Raw genomic sequence first — 15479 nt, 5'->3', positions numbered from 1 at the left:
CCCTAACCCTCCCCTTATAAAGGGGAGCCACTGCGTTGGGCGGGCAATGCCCGACTTGAAGCATGTGGCGTGAGGGAACCGGATTTTCTTATTTCCCCCCTTTATAAGGGGGGACTAAGGGGGGTAATAATTTGATAAAAATTACAACATACCACTTTTCAAACACCCTCTTAGATGTTTTTTAGCTTAACTACAGGCTAACTAGAAGCAGCTTAAGGAATGACCTAATTATTAATTTCTAATAACCCAGGCGGTGGCGTAATTTCAATCCGATTGGATTTCAAGTCTACTACTGGTGCGATCGCTTCCACAAATGGAATCAAAACAGTCTTTTGCTTTTTGTCATTTGTCATTTCTTGTTTGTCAGTGGCAAAAGATGGGTGCAATTTTACTTCTAACAAATCATTGCCAGCCGGGATGATGTCTACTACCGTACCAACGAGTTCGCCAGATGCTTGCATGAAGACTTCCAAGCCAATTAAATCAAGGACATGATATTCACCTTCGCCTAATTGGGGGCGATCGCTTGCTGGAACCATTAACTTACAACCACGCAACGCCTCGGCCTGATCGCAATTTTCCACGCCAGCTAATTTGATTACATACAAGTTTTTGTTACTGATATAACGTCCTGTCAATAATTCGATTGGTTGTGGTTCTGTGTCACCTGAGCGCAACAACCAACGTTTTCCCGCTACCTCAAATCTTTCGGGGAAGTCAGATACAGGATAAACCCGTAATTCTCCAGACAACCCTTGAGGGGAAACAATCGTACCAATTTCTAGCCAATTATCTGATTTGTCATTTGTCATTTGTCATTTGTCATTGGGCATTGGGGAAAAAATTCTTATAACTCCTAACTCCTAACTCCTAACTTCCTTTCATCAGGCAGTCACCGCCGCACCTTTATAAGCTTCTTCGGCCACTTTTGCTAAACGTTGCATAGCAGTGGCAATCTCTTCATCGCTGCCTGTAAGGCTGATGCGGAAGCATTGGTGTTTGTGGGCCCACTCTTCTTCTAAACCGGGGAAGAAGGTACTTCCTGGGACAATAATCACACCTACTTGCTTGAGTTGCTGGTAAAATTCCCGGTCACTGATGGGTAGATCCTGTAACCACAACCAAGCAAAAATTGCTCCTTCACCGCGATGGAGGAACCAAGGTAAATTCTTGGGCATCGCTTGTTCTAAGCTGGTTTCTAAAACGGTAAACTTATTTTGATAAAAGGGACGGATGACACTGTGAGAAATTTCTACTAAAGCACCAGAGTTGATTGCATAAGCTGCGATCGCTTGGCCGTAACGTGAAGAATGGAGACCAATATTTGCTTGGAAACACTCCAGTACTTCAATCCACTTTTCATCCCCAATAGCAATACCAACCCTTTCTCCTGGTAATCCCGCTTTTGATAAACTCATACAGTGTAAGATGTTATCACCAAACACTGGTGTCATTTCAGTAAAGTTCAATGCCGGAAAGGGAGGCGCATAAGCTGAGTCAATTAACACTGGCAGATTGTAAGGCGCAGCCAGGGCAGCAATCTTTTTCACCTCATCATCCGTGAGGACGTTACCAGTTGGATTACAAGGGCGAGAGAAGAGGACACAACCTGTATTTTCTGTAATCGACAGTTGGCTGAAGTCGGGGCGATATTTAAATCGGTGGGCGGCTTCATCAATATCGAGAGTCGGTTTGTAAGCGATTAAGGCTTTTGGAACTAAGGAGATGCCGCCGTAACCTGTGTAGTCAGGGCTGAGGGGCAAAACGATTTGTTTGAACTCGCCGCTAGGGGTATAGCCACCGTAGCTATTCACAGCGTAGAAGTAGAGGGTTTGACTACCGGGGGTGATGAGGATATTGCGATCGCTTAAGTTTAACCCGTAGCGTTTGTTAAAATCGTTAGCGATCGCTTCAACCAACGGTGCATAGCCCTGACTTGAGCCATAGCGACAAACTACCTCACCATATTCTGGGCTAGCCAAAAGCTGTGCAGTACAATCCCGCCATAATTGTTCTACCTCTGGCAAAATCAACGGATTACCAGCACTCAAATTAATAAACTGCTGCCCTGCACCCGCTCGCAATGTTTCAATAATATCCTTCATGATTGCTCTTACGCCAGTCAGGTTGGACATTTGAGCGCCAATTTGAGTTAGGGCAGGGTTCATAAGCTGTGACAAAATGTATTAATCGAGGGGTGGACAAATTATTTTTTGGGGATTGCTGCTGACATTCAGTTTACATCGTTGTCAAAACAGCTGTTGCCGCCTTTAACCAATCTAGCTAGAGAATGATATTTTAACAAAGTAATATTTATCGTTATAGGGGCGATCATCCTTAGTAAATACGATTAAGTAATACGAAAGTGTACCATGCGCTCAATGCTTATGAAGGGACTGGGGACAAAGAGAATAACCAATGACAAATGACAAATGACAAAACTATATAGGAGGGCTGATGTTGCAAGTTAAAGCAGCAGTAGCTTACAGCGCTGGTAAGCCGTTGACAATTGAAACCGTTCAACTATCTGGGCCAAAAGCAGGCGAAGTGTTAGTTGAGGTGAAAGCCACCGGAGTTTGCCATACCGACGCTTTTACTCTATCTGGTGACGATCCTGAAGGTTTGTTTCCGGCAATTTTGGGGCATGAAGGTGCTGGTGTGGTAGTGGAGGTAGGCGCTGGTGTCACCAGTCTCAAACCAGGGGATCATGTAATTCCCCTATACACTCCCGAATGCCGCCAGTGCGAATATTGTTTGAGTTTCAAAACGAATCTTTGTCAAGCCATTCGCTTAACTCAAGGACGCGGTGTTATGCCCGATGGCACTAGTCGCTTTAGCATTGATGGACAGATGATTCATCATTATATGGGTACATCCACTTTTGCTAACTATACGGTACTGCCAGAAATCGCCCTGGCAAAAATTCGGGAAGACGCGCCATTTGAGAAGGTTTGTTACATTGGCTGTGGTGTGACTACTGGTGTTGGTGCAGTCATCAATACTGCCAAGGTGGAACCGGGAGCAAATGTTGTGGTTTTCGGCTTGGGTGGTATTGGTTTAAATGTCATCCAAACGGCGCGGATGGTAGGGGCAAATATGATTGTCGGGGTGGATATTAATCCCAGCAAACGCGCTTTAGCAGAAAAGTTTGGCATGACGCACTTTGTCAATCCCCAGGAAGTAGAGAGTGATTTAGTTCCCTATCTGGTTGATTTAACAAAAGGCGGTGCTGATTACAGTTTTGAATGTATCGGTAATGTCAAAATTATGCGTCAAGCATTAGAATGCTGCCATAAAGGTTGGGGTGTCAGTGTGATTATTGGTGTTGCTGGTGCTGGACAAGAAATTAGTACTCGTCCTTTTCAATTAGTAACTGGGCGCGTTTGGAAAGGTTCAGCATTCGGCGGCGCGAGAGGACGTACAGATGTGCCGAAAATTGTTGATTGGTATATGGAAGGTAAGATAAATATTGATGATTTAATTACCCATGTGATGCCGATTGAGCAAATTAGTAATGCTTTTGAATTGATGCACAAAGGTGAATCAATTCGAAGTGTGGTGACTTTTTAGCTGTTAGATGCAAAGCTTTTTCTCAAAATACAATTAACTGTAAGAGCGCACAATAGATTTAGTAAAAAAGAGGTTAAAAGCCGCCCAGGAAGACTATTCGGAACAAGCTGCTAAACAAAAGGAGTAAATAAGTGACTAAAGAAAATAGCGTTTATACTAGCAGTGGAAATATATTTGCTGACTTAGGTTTACCTAATTCTGAAGAAAGATTAGTGAAAGCTGAACTAGCATGCAAAATCAGTGAAGCAATCACTTCCCGTAAATTAACACAAGTCCAAGCTGCTGAACTTTTAGGAATTGATCAACCAAAAATTTCAGCATTGGTGAGAGGCAGGCTTTCAGGCTTTTCAATTGATAGATTATTTCAATTTTTGAATGATTTAGATAATGATGTAGAGATTGTCATCAAACGAAAACCTGAAGACCGCAAGCAAGCTCGGACAACAGTTGTTTGCTAAGTGATAGATAAAAACTCATGACAGCATATAAGATAGCCCTTTAGTTGATTCTAAAGGGATATCTTTAAAAGTTAGCGATAATCTGGTTTTGCATCGTTTTAAGCTTAAGAAGCATATCAAAACGGTAGGGATTTGGCATCAGGAGAAACAAATCTGCCACTCTCAACTTTTCCCCAGCAATGTTTATATCCTTTTGAGGAAATTTTGAGCGATCGCTTTTATCCGGGTGAGGCTGCAACTGATGATTTAATGGGATAAAAGCGATGTCTACAACGGGCTACGCTTACGCACTCATGAGAAAGTATCGATCGATTTCTGCCGTAAGTATTTCAAAATCTACAGGCTTGGTCAAATGACATTTAAAACCAGACTTAAGCGCAAGCTCCCTATCCTCCTGACCACCGTAGCCGGTGAGCGCAATCAGAATTGAGCGAGTAAATTTGGAGTCTTTACTCAGTTCCTGTGCAACAGCGAATCCATCCATTTTGGGAAGTCCGATATCACAAATAATCACATGAGGCTCAAACTCTCTTGCAGTTTCTACCCCTGAAATTCCATTATTAGCTATGGAAACTTCATGCCCAAAATGCTCAAGCACTGCTTTTAATGTTATGGCTGAATCGTCGTTATCTTCGATGACTAAAATCTTCAACGATTTTTTAGCCTCTTCTATAATCTCCGGGTCGTTATGCCAAGCTGTAATCTCTTCGCATACTGGGAGAGTAACTTTGAACTCTGCTCCCAAATTGATTCCTTTACTTGAGGCTTCAACATTACCACCATGAAGTTCCACAAGACTTTTTACTACCGAGAGTCCCAGACCTAACCCGCCCCTCGAACGGTCTAAACTGCGATCGGCTTGAGTAAACGGCTCAAATAGTTCTGGTAAGATTGTCGGATCTATCCCTATGCCTGAGTCTCTTACAGATAAAACCGCTACACTACCTGAGCCATTTTCACCTGGAATAAATGAGAGATCCACCCAGATCATCCCATCTGGCTTGGAAAACTTTAAGGCGTTATCAAGAAGATTCCCAAAGACTTGGAAGAACCTCGTCGGGTCAACATAAGCCCACAGAGGCTTGTTTGGTAGGTCTTGTACTACGTTAAGGTTACATCTTTTTATTGCTTGTGCATGGTCATTGAGACTCTGGCGAACCAATTCCACCAGATTAACCTTCTCCAGATTTAATGAAATCTTTCCATAAGTAATGGACGATACATCAAGTAACTCATCGATCAATTTTGAGAGGTGCTTAATCTGATGTTGCATCATTAAAACTGTTTCTCCGACTGCACCAGTCTCGCCTAGCTTCAACTTCAGTAGCTGAACGCTGTTAGAGATGGGAGCAACGGGATTTCTCAACTCGTGAGCTAGCATCGCAATAAATTTGTCTTTAAGGGCGTTTTGGTTCGTCAATTTCTGGAAAAGTTGAACGTTGGCGATCGCCACTGCTGTAGTGTCGGTCAAAATCTCAAGCAGTTCTATCTCTTCGGACGTGGCTCGATGCTGTGTACTCCAGTAAGCTCCGATCGCACCCAGTGGATCAGAAATCCGTATGGGAACCATCACTAAACTTTTGACAAAAGTTACTTTATAAGTATCAATCGGAATTCGAGCATCCTGGTAAATGTCCTCAATCACGGCTGCTTGTTTATTGAGCATCGCCCAACCGGAGATGCAAGACTTGAGCGGAAAACGCATACCTTTCCAAAGTGGCCCGATAGCGTTTTCATCGACATAGTGACAACATTCGCCATCCCGCAGTACAAAAGTTACCCCATCAGCATTAGTCAGATCGCGGGCAGCCAAACGCACAATCTCAATAATTTCCTCAATAGTCCGGACACAAGCCAAATCCTTCACGACCAAAAGCAGTCTGTTATAAGACGAAATACTATAACTCTGATGTAAATTTTGTTTTTGTGAGATGGAGGTTTGTAATATATTTTTCATAAATAACACCGAACAAAAGGGATGTCTGGGTAAAAATTCAGGTAAAGCGGGTAGGTTTTAGCAAACACTTACTCTTAATCGTAATCTGAACTTTGATGTTAAGAGTATGACCCGTTACTGGATTTTTTGTTTTTCCTGTTTCTAGTATAAATATATTTAATTTTGACAACTATTACCTCGTTAATATACTTAGATAGCTAATTGTGAGAATGAAAGATGCGTAGATGTACCCCGTTGTAAACATTGCTTATGCACATTAATTCCTCAATGCAGACAAATTATTTGGCAATTGACAGATAATACTCAAATCGCTCTCGGAGTTGTTCAACCGTCAAATTTTGAGTCCAGTATTCTACTAGGGCATGACCAAATGCCCAGGCGTTGCGATCGGGTGAAGCGGAGTTTTCCACCAATAGTGGCCAGAGGGATCGCAATTCAAAGTTGAGCGGGTTAGGGTTACTTGTATTCAAGAGCGAGAAAAGCTCATATCCCATTTGGAGTTTGCCAATCACAATCGGCAACTGTTCTACAGGAATTTGCTCTGCCAGCATATATGCTAGGGCTGGAGAGCCGGTTGAGAGCGTAGAAACAAACTGGAGGACGGGACTTTTGAGCAATGACGTTAGTCCCTGTGTTGTTGCCATTTGGAAGGTATAGTGGTCGATGATTTTGGCAGCAGCGACGGTGCGGACTTCAAGGTTACGCAAAAAGCGGGCGAGACGGAGTTGCTTGGTTGGTGCGATCGCATCTACTAATCCCAACGATAGCGCCTCTACTCCCCAAGCGATTCGATTTGTTTTGCTGTCACCTGTAACCACAGGCACAACTAGATTACAAAAGTTTCCCAGCAGTTTTGCCCGATACTCAGTAGCTTCTCGAATGGCAATTTCTTTTGGGCGATTGCCCCATTCCCAATTATAAGGCGGTTGCCATTCGCGGATCGGACGCAGACGATCTACTTGAGTGACGATCGCGATTGCAGGTAAATCTGCAACTTCTGCTTTGATGTCTTGCAAAAAGTCTACATCCATTTGCAGGGCAGGATCGAGAGCAGGGGTGACTAACAGCAGCAAATCTGCGTTAATGGCATAATCAAGCACCAGATTTCGGAGATCGGCACGGTTGACTTGTTCATAACCAGGTGTATCCCAAAGCGTTAAGGTTTCCCCACTTTCAGTCTGCCATTGGTAATTTTGAATGCGATCGGTACTAGGTAAAACATCAACGGCTGCGAGATCCGCCTGAAATAGCGTGTTAATCAGGCTACTTTTACCTGACCCCGTGCGCCCCACCAGCAGAATATTCACGGGTTTTTGCTCAACTGCTTTGGCTGGTTGAGCTTGAGTCAGGATTTCTCGGAGTGTTTGGGTTTTTGCTTTGGGTAGAGTTGGTGTGGAAACTACGGTTGCTGAAACTGGTAATGTGCTACGTCCGTAAAGTGCGATCGCCTGCTGACATAAGTTTCTCAGGGCAGCTTCTCGAAATAACTGGCTCAAATTCCCCAACAATTGCTGAGTTGCTTGGTTACTAGAACCCTTACTGACTTGTTTGGCCACCGCCGCCACCGGATTTAAAAGCCACTGTGCCCAGTTCCAAGCTTTCCAGAATTTCCGAGCCGATGGCTCCAACTTCCGATAGACTTCGTAGCCTTGGTATGCTTGCCCAACCGTCACCTGATTCAGGACGGGGGATAACTTTTGCATCCACCGATCCATATCATCCACCGTTCCCCGAATCAGCCCGTAAGCTTGAGGGACGTAAATGTTCAGTAGCGGATATTGAATTTGAGGATTGTATATATGAGCGATCGCTACAACCAAATCTTGGCATCGCGTCCAAAAAGTTTGCCAGTCTTCCCAAATCGGGCGATCGCTTTGTGCTGCTTGCAGAATCTCTTGAAGGGCAGTTTCTGCAAGCTTTGTAACATCACTTCCGACTGGTAACCCTACTGTATCCTCTGCCGTCGATTCTAGTTCTTCTTGGACTTGGGCTAATACAGCTTCTACTTGGTTAATAGCAGGTTGAGTCCATTTGACCAATAGCCAACGCCAACCCACGAATAAAAGGGTGAATACACCCCAAATCCAATTAATGCCCCACGCATGGATTTGCGAACCGGCAGATACCAGTAAGAAAATAATGATAAACGCGATCGGGATTGCTAAGACGACCCACTGCCACGGTTTTAATCGCACCATTGCCCCATACCTGCCTTGGTTAGACTTCTTATATTGCTATTGTCGATCTAAATTTGGCGGTGAGTTCTGGATTACTGCATGTATTAAAGTGTAGTAATAGCTTACACTGGCTGCTAGTTCAGAGAATGTGTTGTGATAAGAGTAGAGATTTACCTGCCTTTAAGATAAGATTTACGTGAATAAATCACAAAAAAGTCTCTTGTGGGCGTTGAATTATGCTTGTAGATTTTACAGTCGAAAATTACCGCTCAATTAAAGAACCTGTAACCCTAAGTGCGGTTGCTCAAAAACAAAGCGATCGTCAGACAAGCCAAAACAGTAAACGCAAACGGGTAAAGTCAGATCGTAAAATTGCACCTGGATATCATGTTGAAGGGTGGGACATTGAGCTTTTACCTGTTCTGGCAATTTTTGGAGCTAATGCATCAGGCAAGAGTAATGTTATCCAAGCTCTCGATTATTTATTGCTTATGATGGCTCATGGCATTCAGGAAGCAGTCACATTACAGAAATTATTTAAATATGCAAAACTAGATCCTTTTAAATTAGATAGTATCTCTCCTCAAAATCCTACAAAATTTGAGTTACGAACACTGATCCACGTAGCATTATTGAAAGACTTATAGAAGAACGACAGCAGAGAAAAGATAACCAGCAATGGAGTAAAGAAGATCAGGCTTGGGCTGTTTTTGATGGAGATGAGCATATTGAAAAAAGTCTGACAAATTGGCAAAGTGCAATAAGTCGAGCTAAAAACCAAAAGATTAATCTGGCAATTACAAATCCTTGTTTTGAACTCTGGTATCTAATTCACTATCGAGACCATTTTGCACAAATCACTCGTGATAGGTTAGTTAATTTACTCGAAAAGCATATACCCGACTACGACAAATCAATGTGCTTGTATCCCAAACCATTAAAATCGTTAACCGAACAAGCGATTCAGCGTGCTGAGAAGATGGCAAAGCAAATAGAACGCAATGAATTATATGAGCATTCAAATCCCTGCTGTAGTGGCTTGCCTAAACTGATTAGTAGTTTATTAACTTTAAAGAATAGTTAGAAAAATTACTTAGAAATTCTTTTAATTAGCTTTATATAATTATTGCTTGTCATAAAAATTTAAAATGCTCATTTCTAGCCACTGGCTGGAAATGAGCATTTTAAAGTTTAATCAATCGTCTATACGCAGTAGTCTGCGATAAAACGGTTGTGAAAAATCGGTCGCACGATGACGTTTATAGTTATCCATAACTTCAATTAAAAAATTAATAAGCTCAAAACTAGCCATCATCAGTTCGTAACTCAGGTCAGCATTGCCATCAAACTGGATTCGGCAACGGGTTAAATCTGAGGGTAAAGTCGCAACATTCCAAGAGGCGACAAAGGGAACATGTTCACTGCCTTCTATCTTCCTCTGTCCCTCCAAGACCCCTTTTTGATAAAGGCTAATGGCAAGAGGTAAAAAATTGCGTTTAGTGCCTTGAACATAAGGTAAATAAACACTGGCTTGTTGTTGAGTGGCAGGTTGGAGTTGGAGTTGGTCAATAGACATTGTTAAATATTCCTCAAGTTAGTTGGCAACTAGGGATATTAGTGGATGTTAGTAGTATTCCCAAAAGATGTGTCTAAAGCACATAGTGAGGAATGGGGAATGGGGAGCAGGAAAAAAGTTCCTCTCCTCTGCACCCTTGCCCCTGCTCCTCTGCCTCTTCTGCCCCATGCCCAAAAATGAAGTTACTGCTAAGAAATATTAAAATTTCGGTTAGAATAATGCTGCATTAACTTTTATTGAACCTGGGGAAAATAACACTAAAAATCCCCACTGTAAAGTGGTGGATGTTATTATTGCTGTTTCTCCCAACAACGAGCTGCTGATACCTTGTTATTACTTTGCCCAAATCGGAGTTCTCATCGAAGAAAGTCCCACTCTACAAGCTTCCTGCCTAAATGGCTATCAAAGGAATCAAGCCTCTGTCTAGGAGTAGCAAAGGTGGTTAATGCGAGGTAATTACGCAGAGTGGCGGTGACAACAAAAGTAGTCCCACCGGCTTTTGGCTTAGGGATAGCGGGTATTGCAGTTTGCCCATTCCGATTAATATCGGGAAAAGTAGCTTAGGGATATTTGTCCGTAAAATTACTAACTGTAGACAAATACTGGTTTTTGAATCAAGCAACCTAACCTATGCCAGCGAATTCCTGGCCCGAAGAAGATTCTTATCAAGAGCTTGATCCGCTCAACTCCTTGTTGTCTGACCTATCAGCAAATGAGGAGTCGGTGTTAGAGACAGATCCTGTGTCTCTAACACCCCGGTTTCAAGGTCGTAGACGCAAAGCGGCTCTAGTCTTGACTATCGTCTGGAGTAGCACGATCGCTCTACATTTAGTTTCTTGGGCTTCTATATTTATTCTAGGACTGACCACCATTCTAGGATTTCATGCCTTGGTGGTAGTGTTTACTAAATCCCGTCGTTATCCAAAAGAAATACAGGGAGATTTGCCCTCTGTATCTGTATTAGTGGCTGCGAAAAATGAGGAAGCGGTAATTGCTAAATTAGTTAAAAATCTTTGTAATCTGGAATATCCAGGTGGGCAGTACGAAGTATGGATAATTGACGATCACAGCAGTGATAGCACGCCGCATTTATTAGCAGAACTCCAACAGAAACACGAGCAACTGAAAGTACTAAGGCGTTCAGCAGAAGCTACTGGTGGCAAATCGGGGGCGTTAAATCAGGTACTACCTCTGACAAAGGGCGATATTATAGCAGTATTTGATGCTGATGCCCAAGTAACACCAGACTTGCTGCAACAGGTAATACCTTTATTTCAAAGAGAAAAGGTGGGGGCGGTGCAGGTGCGAAAAGCGATCGCCAACGCTAAAACAAACTTTTGGACTAAGGGTCAAATGGCCGAAATGGCACTTGATACCTGGTTTCAGCAACAGCGAACTGCCCTTGGTGGCATTGGCGAACTGCGCGGCAATGGTCAATTTGTCCGGCGTTCAGCCTTGGAAAGCTGCGGTGGCTGGAATGAAGAAACCATTACCGATGATTTGGATTTGACAATCCGCTTACATTTAGATAACTGGGATATTGAGTGTGTTTTCCATCCAGCAGTGCAAGAAGAAGGAGTGACAAGTGCGATCGCACTTTGGCATCAGCGCAACCGTTGGGCAGAAGGCGGTTATCAACGCTATTTGGATTATTGGGATTTAATTCTCAAAAACCGGATGGGAGGGCGCAAAAGCTGGGATTTGCTGATTTTTATGCTGATTATGTATATCTTACCCACAGCAGCAGTCCCAGATTTATTAATGGCGATCGCTCGTCATCGTCCACCAATGTTAAGTCCCATCACAGGCTTGTCCATTTCTATGTCGATGGTAGGCATGTTTACAGGTTTAAGGCGCATACGTCAAGATCCGAAATTCCCACTTTCTACATATTTTTTGATGCTGGTACAAACCCTGCGTGGCAGTTTATATATGTTGCACTGGTTAGTCGTTATGAGCAGTACTACTGCCCGGATGTCGGTAAGACCAAAGCGCCTAAAATGGGTGAAAACTTTGCATACGGGGAATGGAGAATAGCCCCTTTGGAGAATTAAAAATAACAGAGGCAGGAGGCAGGAGGAATAATGCCCTCTGCCTCCTGCCTTTTTCACTGTAGACCATAATATTCACAGTTCATTTTTTCTTCCGAAAAAGCTAGACCCTGATGAAAATGAATGAAGAACAATGGCGGCTACTTAGGAAAAAACACTGGTTACTGCTTAAGCAGCAATTTCCCATTGGTCGTAAGTTTTGGGCAAAAGTAGGAAAAATTAGACCTTTTGGCATATTTATAGAAGTTGATGATTTTCCGAAGGATAGCTATAAGTATATAGGTTTAATTCATATTGGACCTATTTTTCACTACAAAGAGGAATGTAAACCACTACCTCTAGATTATGCTCAGTGGCCTCAAGAAGGCACGTATATTTATTGTATGGTTTATTATTATCAAGAAGAACACGACAACAATAATGGACAAATTAGCTTACGTTGGCTGGGAGAAACCAGTCAATATCAACCTGAGGCATAGCGATTATCCCTCACTTTAGAAGCAACTATATGGAATTTTCAAAGAATAAATTACTCAACAAAAATCGATTCTACCGTATATTTTATGGTATAAACAAACAACTCACGAATTAAATAAAGTAAACTTAACTAGTAATAAAACTCAAAATCCAAGTTTGATATAACTGTGTAGTATTTTCTTAAAACTAAAATCAGGAGTAAGATATAATTAGTAACATCAGCTATTATTATTTTTCCATACAAAATAACTTTTATTCTTTTCCCAGATTTTAATTCAATATTAAGAGCATTATTCATCATCAACTTCTGATTCTTCTACCCATTCAGGTGTAGTCATAGAATCGGAGAATTCTGGGAAATCATCTGCAAAACGGATAATTTGTCCGTTGAAAAATTCTGCTAAACGTTGAGCTGCGATCGCTACTTCGTCTGGTTCCCAATCAGGTGCGGGTGTTTGTTTTGGCGGCACAGGTGAAGTTTGCACCGCATGAACATTCGCCCCATTTCCATTTACACCATTTCTATTTGCCCCATTTCCGTTGCTTGCTGCTGAATCGGTTTTTAGTGGTGCTAGTGGTGGAGTTGCTGGCTGTGGTACTGGTGCTGGAGGCGAAATTTGCTGGTTGTAACTGGGAGTTGGTGGCTGCTGAGGGCGAGTAGAATCTTTTGGGAGAGAATTTTTTTTGGCTGAGGTAGAGTTTGAAGAAGTTCCTTTTTCTATATTTATCTGAATTTCACGCTGGAAAGTCTTCTGAAAAGCTGCCGTAATCATTGGTAGATAAGATTTCCCCTTGTCATACCATGCCTGTTTGATAGCAATTCGAGCCACAACACCATCGAACTCGATGAGTTGGCTCATTTGACGCAGCATTTCTTGCCTTGATTTTGGCTGGAGGTTAGCAAGCACCTGTTGCCAAACTTGAGTTAAGTCATATTGTGCTTCCTCAACAACTTCTGAAGTTACTGGTTCAACATTCGCAGGTGATATAGGTACAGCTTCTGGTTCTGGGATTGGTGGTGAAACTGAGTTAGCAACAGAATTGTGATTTGTTTGCCGTTCAACTGGAGAAGATGAAGTAACGGGCTGATTTTGGGCAACCGCTACATGATTGTTTGCAGAATTATGATTTTTTTGCGGTTCAGCTACCGGTAAAGAAGAGACTACATGATTTTGGGTGACTGCTGGAGGATAGTTTGGAGATACAACAGGTGTGTTGACTCGCTGGGTGACACTTGGGGCTTGTGGCTGAATATTCGTCGCACTGGGTAACAATCCTAGTAATGTTACTTCCAACCACAAACGCGGCTGGGTGGTATTTTTAATTTGCACTTCAGCTTCTCGCAAATGTTTTTGTCCTGCCAAAATCACGCTCATATCGAAGTATTGAGCAAACTCAACCAACGCTGTCCAGGTTTGCTGAGTACAAGCAACCAAATCGTGGCGATTGGGTGCGGTTTTAGCAATGAGTAAATCGCGGTAGAAGGCGGCAAGATTTTGCAGAAGAGTTAGCGGTTCTCGACCACGATCTAGAATGTAGTGGGTACAGTCTAGAACTGCTTCGGGTTTATCTTGAGCGATCGCATTTAAAAGCGCCAGCAAATCCTGTTCGCTTACTGTCCCCACTAAATCCCAAACTCTATCCGGTGTCACTTCACCTGCTAACAAACCCAATTGATCGAGTAGACTTTCGGCATCTCGTAACCCTCCCTGAGCAAGTTGGCCTACCAGGGTTACTGCCTCGGGTGAAATATGAATATTTTCAAAAGAAGCGATCGCACTTAAATGCTTGACCATCGCCTCTAACTGAATGCGTCTAAAATCAAACCTTTGACAGCGCGAAATAATCGTTGGTAACACCCGTTGCGGGTCTGTTGTCGCTAACACAAAAACTACGTGTCTTGGTGGTTCTTCTAATGTCTTTAGTAGCGCGTTGAATGCCTGGGTACTGAGCATGTGGCATTCATCGATTACATAAACCTTGTAGCGACACTGCACAGGAGCAAACTGGGCTTTTTCAATCAACTCGCGGATATTATCAACACCAGTATTACTAGCGGCGTCGATTTCAATTATGTCTAAGGCATAGCCTTTGGTGATTCCCTGACAAACTTCACACACGCCGCAGGGTTCAGCAGTAGGCTTGTCACTTTTGAGACAATTGAGAGATTTGGCCAGAATCCGGGCGCTAGAAGTTTTCCCCGTACCTCTAGGCCCAGTGAATAAATAGGCGGGGGCGATTTTGGATGTGCCGATCGCGTTCGTGAGGGTGGTAGCGATCGCCTCTTGGCCCACCAGTTCAGCAAAACTTTTGGGGCGATATTTGTGGTGCAGGGGTTCGTAAGACATGGAAATATAGACTTCAATGCCTTTCAAAGTTAATTAGTAGCACCGAGTCGAGTTTAGGATTCAACTATTTTAAACTCTTGTACCCGCTTGGTTTGTACATATTGCCATAGCCCTTGCGCTCAACTAATGCCGTGAATTTTGGCACTCAGGAAAGCAAGCAACCAAAGCTTATCCTCTACTATGATTTCAATATCAAAGTATTGGAATTATAGCATATCATTTAGTACATTTGTTCTATAAAAAGTTGGGAAGATTAAAGAAACAGACTTGTCCCCAAATCTCTTTCTTCAATAAGGGGTTAATAGTCCACCACATCAACAATACTTCATGGATAAGTTCGTAGTAAGGACTTTAGTCCTTGGCTTGAGGGCTGAAGCCGTGTCTATGAAACGCTACGCATAGCAAGATCCCCAAAGGGATACACTACGAACTTCGCAAAAAAGTTTGTTTGGCAAATTACTAGAGCATCGATTCAATAATCAAAAACTCACCCCATCTTGACAGCATTAGACGTAGGTTGGGTGGAGCGGAGCGCAACCCAACATATATCAGGATGTTGGCTTTGGCAAAGCCATCGCTTTTGTGTTTAATAAATGGTTACGCAAAATTATTTATGTCATTGCGAACGAAGTGAAGCAATCCCAAACCTTGCGATTGCTTCGTTTCGCTTCTCTTACGAGACGCTACCGCAAACCCTACACTCGCAATGACAATCTATATTTAATTTTGCACTACTACTTAAAAGCAAGTTTGCTAAACTCCTATATTGAATTCGGGCAGTCGTTGATTGAATTCGGGCAGTCGTTGATTGAATTCGGGCAGTCGTTTATTGAATTCGGGCAGCCGTTTATTGAATTCGGGGTGT

13 protein-coding genes and 1 pseudogene are annotated in these 15479 nt (G+C 42.8%); 8 read left to right on the top strand and 6 right to left on the bottom strand.

Going from position 1 to position 15479, the window contains the following annotated elements; all coding sequences use genetic code 11:
• Window positions 1-224 precede the first annotated feature (224 nt).
• On the bottom strand, window positions 225-812 hold the full coding sequence (gene rimM, locus ACFE90_RS26490) for a ribosome maturation factor RimM (protein WP_375505409.1): 588 nt from the start codon (window positions 810-812) through the stop codon (window positions 225-227).
• A 72-nt stretch (window positions 813-884) separates the two neighbouring features.
• Window positions 885-2168: a valine--pyruvate transaminase gene (locus ACFE90_RS26485; RefSeq protein WP_375505408.1), complete on the bottom strand. Its 1284-nt coding sequence runs from the start codon at window positions 2166-2168 to the stop codon at window positions 885-887.
• A gap of 292 nt (window positions 2169-2460) precedes the next feature.
• On the opposite strand from ACFE90_RS26485, the gene ACFE90_RS26480 reads away from it, so the two are divergent.
• From ACFE90_RS26480 to ACFE90_RS26470, 3 genes and pseudogenes are all read left to right on the top strand, one after another.
• A complete protein-coding gene (locus tag ACFE90_RS26480; protein WP_375505411.1) occupies window positions 2461-3570 on the top strand; it encodes an S-(hydroxymethyl)glutathione dehydrogenase/class III alcohol dehydrogenase in 1110 nt (369 codons plus the stop codon).
• Window positions 3571-3701: 131 nt separating this feature from the next.
• Window positions 3702-4028, top strand: a complete 327-nt coding sequence (locus tag ACFE90_RS26475; RefSeq protein ID WP_375505407.1) for a helix-turn-helix domain-containing protein — start codon at window positions 3702-3704, stop codon at window positions 4026-4028.
• A gap of 120 nt (window positions 4029-4148) precedes the next feature.
• Window positions 4149-4286, top strand: a pseudogene (locus ACFE90_RS26470) (DUF29 family protein); the annotation flags it as partial.
• 25 nt (window positions 4287-4311) lie between these two features.
• Here ACFE90_RS26470 and ACFE90_RS26465 read toward each other — a convergent pair.
• A complete protein-coding gene (locus tag ACFE90_RS26465; protein ID WP_375505406.1) occupies window positions 4312-5985 on the bottom strand; it encodes an ATP-binding protein in 1674 nt (557 codons plus the stop codon).
• A 278-nt stretch (window positions 5986-6263) separates the two neighbouring features.
• A complete protein-coding gene (locus ACFE90_RS26460; protein WP_375505405.1) occupies window positions 6264-8183 on the bottom strand; it encodes a GTPase family protein in 1920 nt (639 codons plus the stop codon).
• A 215-nt stretch (window positions 8184-8398) separates the two neighbouring features.
• Between ACFE90_RS26460 and ACFE90_RS26455 the strand changes: the two genes are divergently transcribed.
• Together ACFE90_RS26455 and ACFE90_RS26450 are read left to right on the top strand one after the other, a co-directional pair.
• The gene (locus ACFE90_RS26455; RefSeq protein WP_375505404.1) at window positions 8399-8809 is read left to right on the top strand and encodes an ATP/GTP-binding protein; all 411 of its coding nucleotides are present in this window, start codon (window positions 8399-8401) and stop codon (window positions 8807-8809) included.
• Entirely contained in the window at window positions 8791-9246 is a 456-nt protein-coding gene (locus tag ACFE90_RS26450; RefSeq protein ID WP_375505410.1) for an RloB family protein, read from the top strand. The genes ACFE90_RS26455 and ACFE90_RS26450 overlap by 19 nt, the downstream gene beginning before the upstream one ends.
• A 111-nt stretch (window positions 9247-9357) precedes the next feature.
• Here ACFE90_RS26450 and ebsA read toward each other — a convergent pair whose 3' ends face one another.
• Window positions 9358-9738, bottom strand: coding sequence for a type IV pilus biogenesis protein EbsA (ebsA, locus tag ACFE90_RS26445; protein WP_375505403.1), 381 nt, complete (start codon window positions 9736-9738; stop codon window positions 9358-9360).
• A 630-nt stretch (window positions 9739-10368) separates the two neighbouring features.
• Here ebsA and ACFE90_RS26440 point away from each other — a divergent pair.
• On the top strand, window positions 10369-11775 hold the full coding sequence (locus ACFE90_RS26440) for a glycosyltransferase (RefSeq protein WP_375505402.1): 1407 nt from the start codon (window positions 10369-10371) through the stop codon (window positions 11773-11775).
• A 133-nt stretch (window positions 11776-11908) separates the two neighbouring features.
• Entirely contained in the window at window positions 11909-12268 is a 360-nt protein-coding gene (locus ACFE90_RS26435) for a hypothetical protein (RefSeq protein ID WP_375505401.1), read from the top strand.
• Between the two features lie 288 nt (window positions 12269-12556).
• Here the strand turns inward: ACFE90_RS26435 and ACFE90_RS26430 are convergent, their stop codons facing one another.
• Complete coding sequence (locus ACFE90_RS26430) at window positions 12557-14614, bottom strand: DNA polymerase III subunit gamma/tau (RefSeq protein ID WP_375505400.1); 2058 nt, start codon at window positions 14612-14614, stop codon at window positions 12557-12559.
• A gap of 582 nt (window positions 14615-15196) precedes the next feature.
• On the opposite strand from ACFE90_RS26430, the gene ACFE90_RS26425 reads away from it, so the two are divergent.
• Window positions 15197-15479 (top strand): hypothetical protein (locus tag ACFE90_RS26425; RefSeq protein ID WP_375505399.1); only part of this gene is annotated, 283 nt, incomplete at its 3' end.

It is taken from the genome of uncultured Nostoc sp., assembly GCF_964245445.1.
Taxonomy (GTDB): Bacteria; Cyanobacteriota; Cyanobacteriia; order Cyanobacteriales; family Nostocaceae; genus Nostoc.
Note: the sequence above shows the minus strand (reverse complement) of the source record. Positions and strands in the feature narration are given on the sequence as shown.

Excerpts from the sequence above, each read along its gene's own strand:
- ACFE90_RS26465 (WP_375505406.1), bottom strand. The coding sequence starts at position 5,985 with ATGAAAAATATATTACAAACCTCCATCTCACAAAAACAAAATTTACAT.
- ACFE90_RS26440 (WP_375505402.1), top strand. The coding sequence starts at position 10,369 with ATGCCAGCGAATTCCTGGCCCGAAGAAGATTCTTATCAAGAGCTTGAT.
- rimM (WP_375505409.1), bottom strand. The coding sequence starts at position 812 with ATGACAAATGACAAATCAGATAATTGGCTAGAAATTGGTACGATTGTT.
- ACFE90_RS26485 (WP_375505408.1), bottom strand. The coding sequence starts at position 2,168 with ATGAACCCTGCCCTAACTCAAATTGGCGCTCAAATGTCCAACCTGACT.
- ACFE90_RS26435 (WP_375505401.1), top strand. The coding sequence starts at position 11,909 with ATGAATGAAGAACAATGGCGGCTACTTAGGAAAAAACACTGGTTACTG.
- ACFE90_RS26455 (WP_375505404.1), top strand. The coding sequence starts at position 8,399 with ATGCTTGTAGATTTTACAGTCGAAAATTACCGCTCAATTAAAGAACCT.
- ACFE90_RS26460 (WP_375505405.1), bottom strand. The coding sequence starts at position 8,183 with ATGGTGCGATTAAAACCGTGGCAGTGGGTCGTCTTAGCAATCCCGATC.
- ACFE90_RS26430 (WP_375505400.1), bottom strand. The coding sequence starts at position 14,614 with ATGTCTTACGAACCCCTGCACCACAAATATCGCCCCAAAAGTTTTGCT.
- ebsA (WP_375505403.1), bottom strand. The coding sequence starts at position 9,738 with ATGTCTATTGACCAACTCCAACTCCAACCTGCCACTCAACAACAAGCC.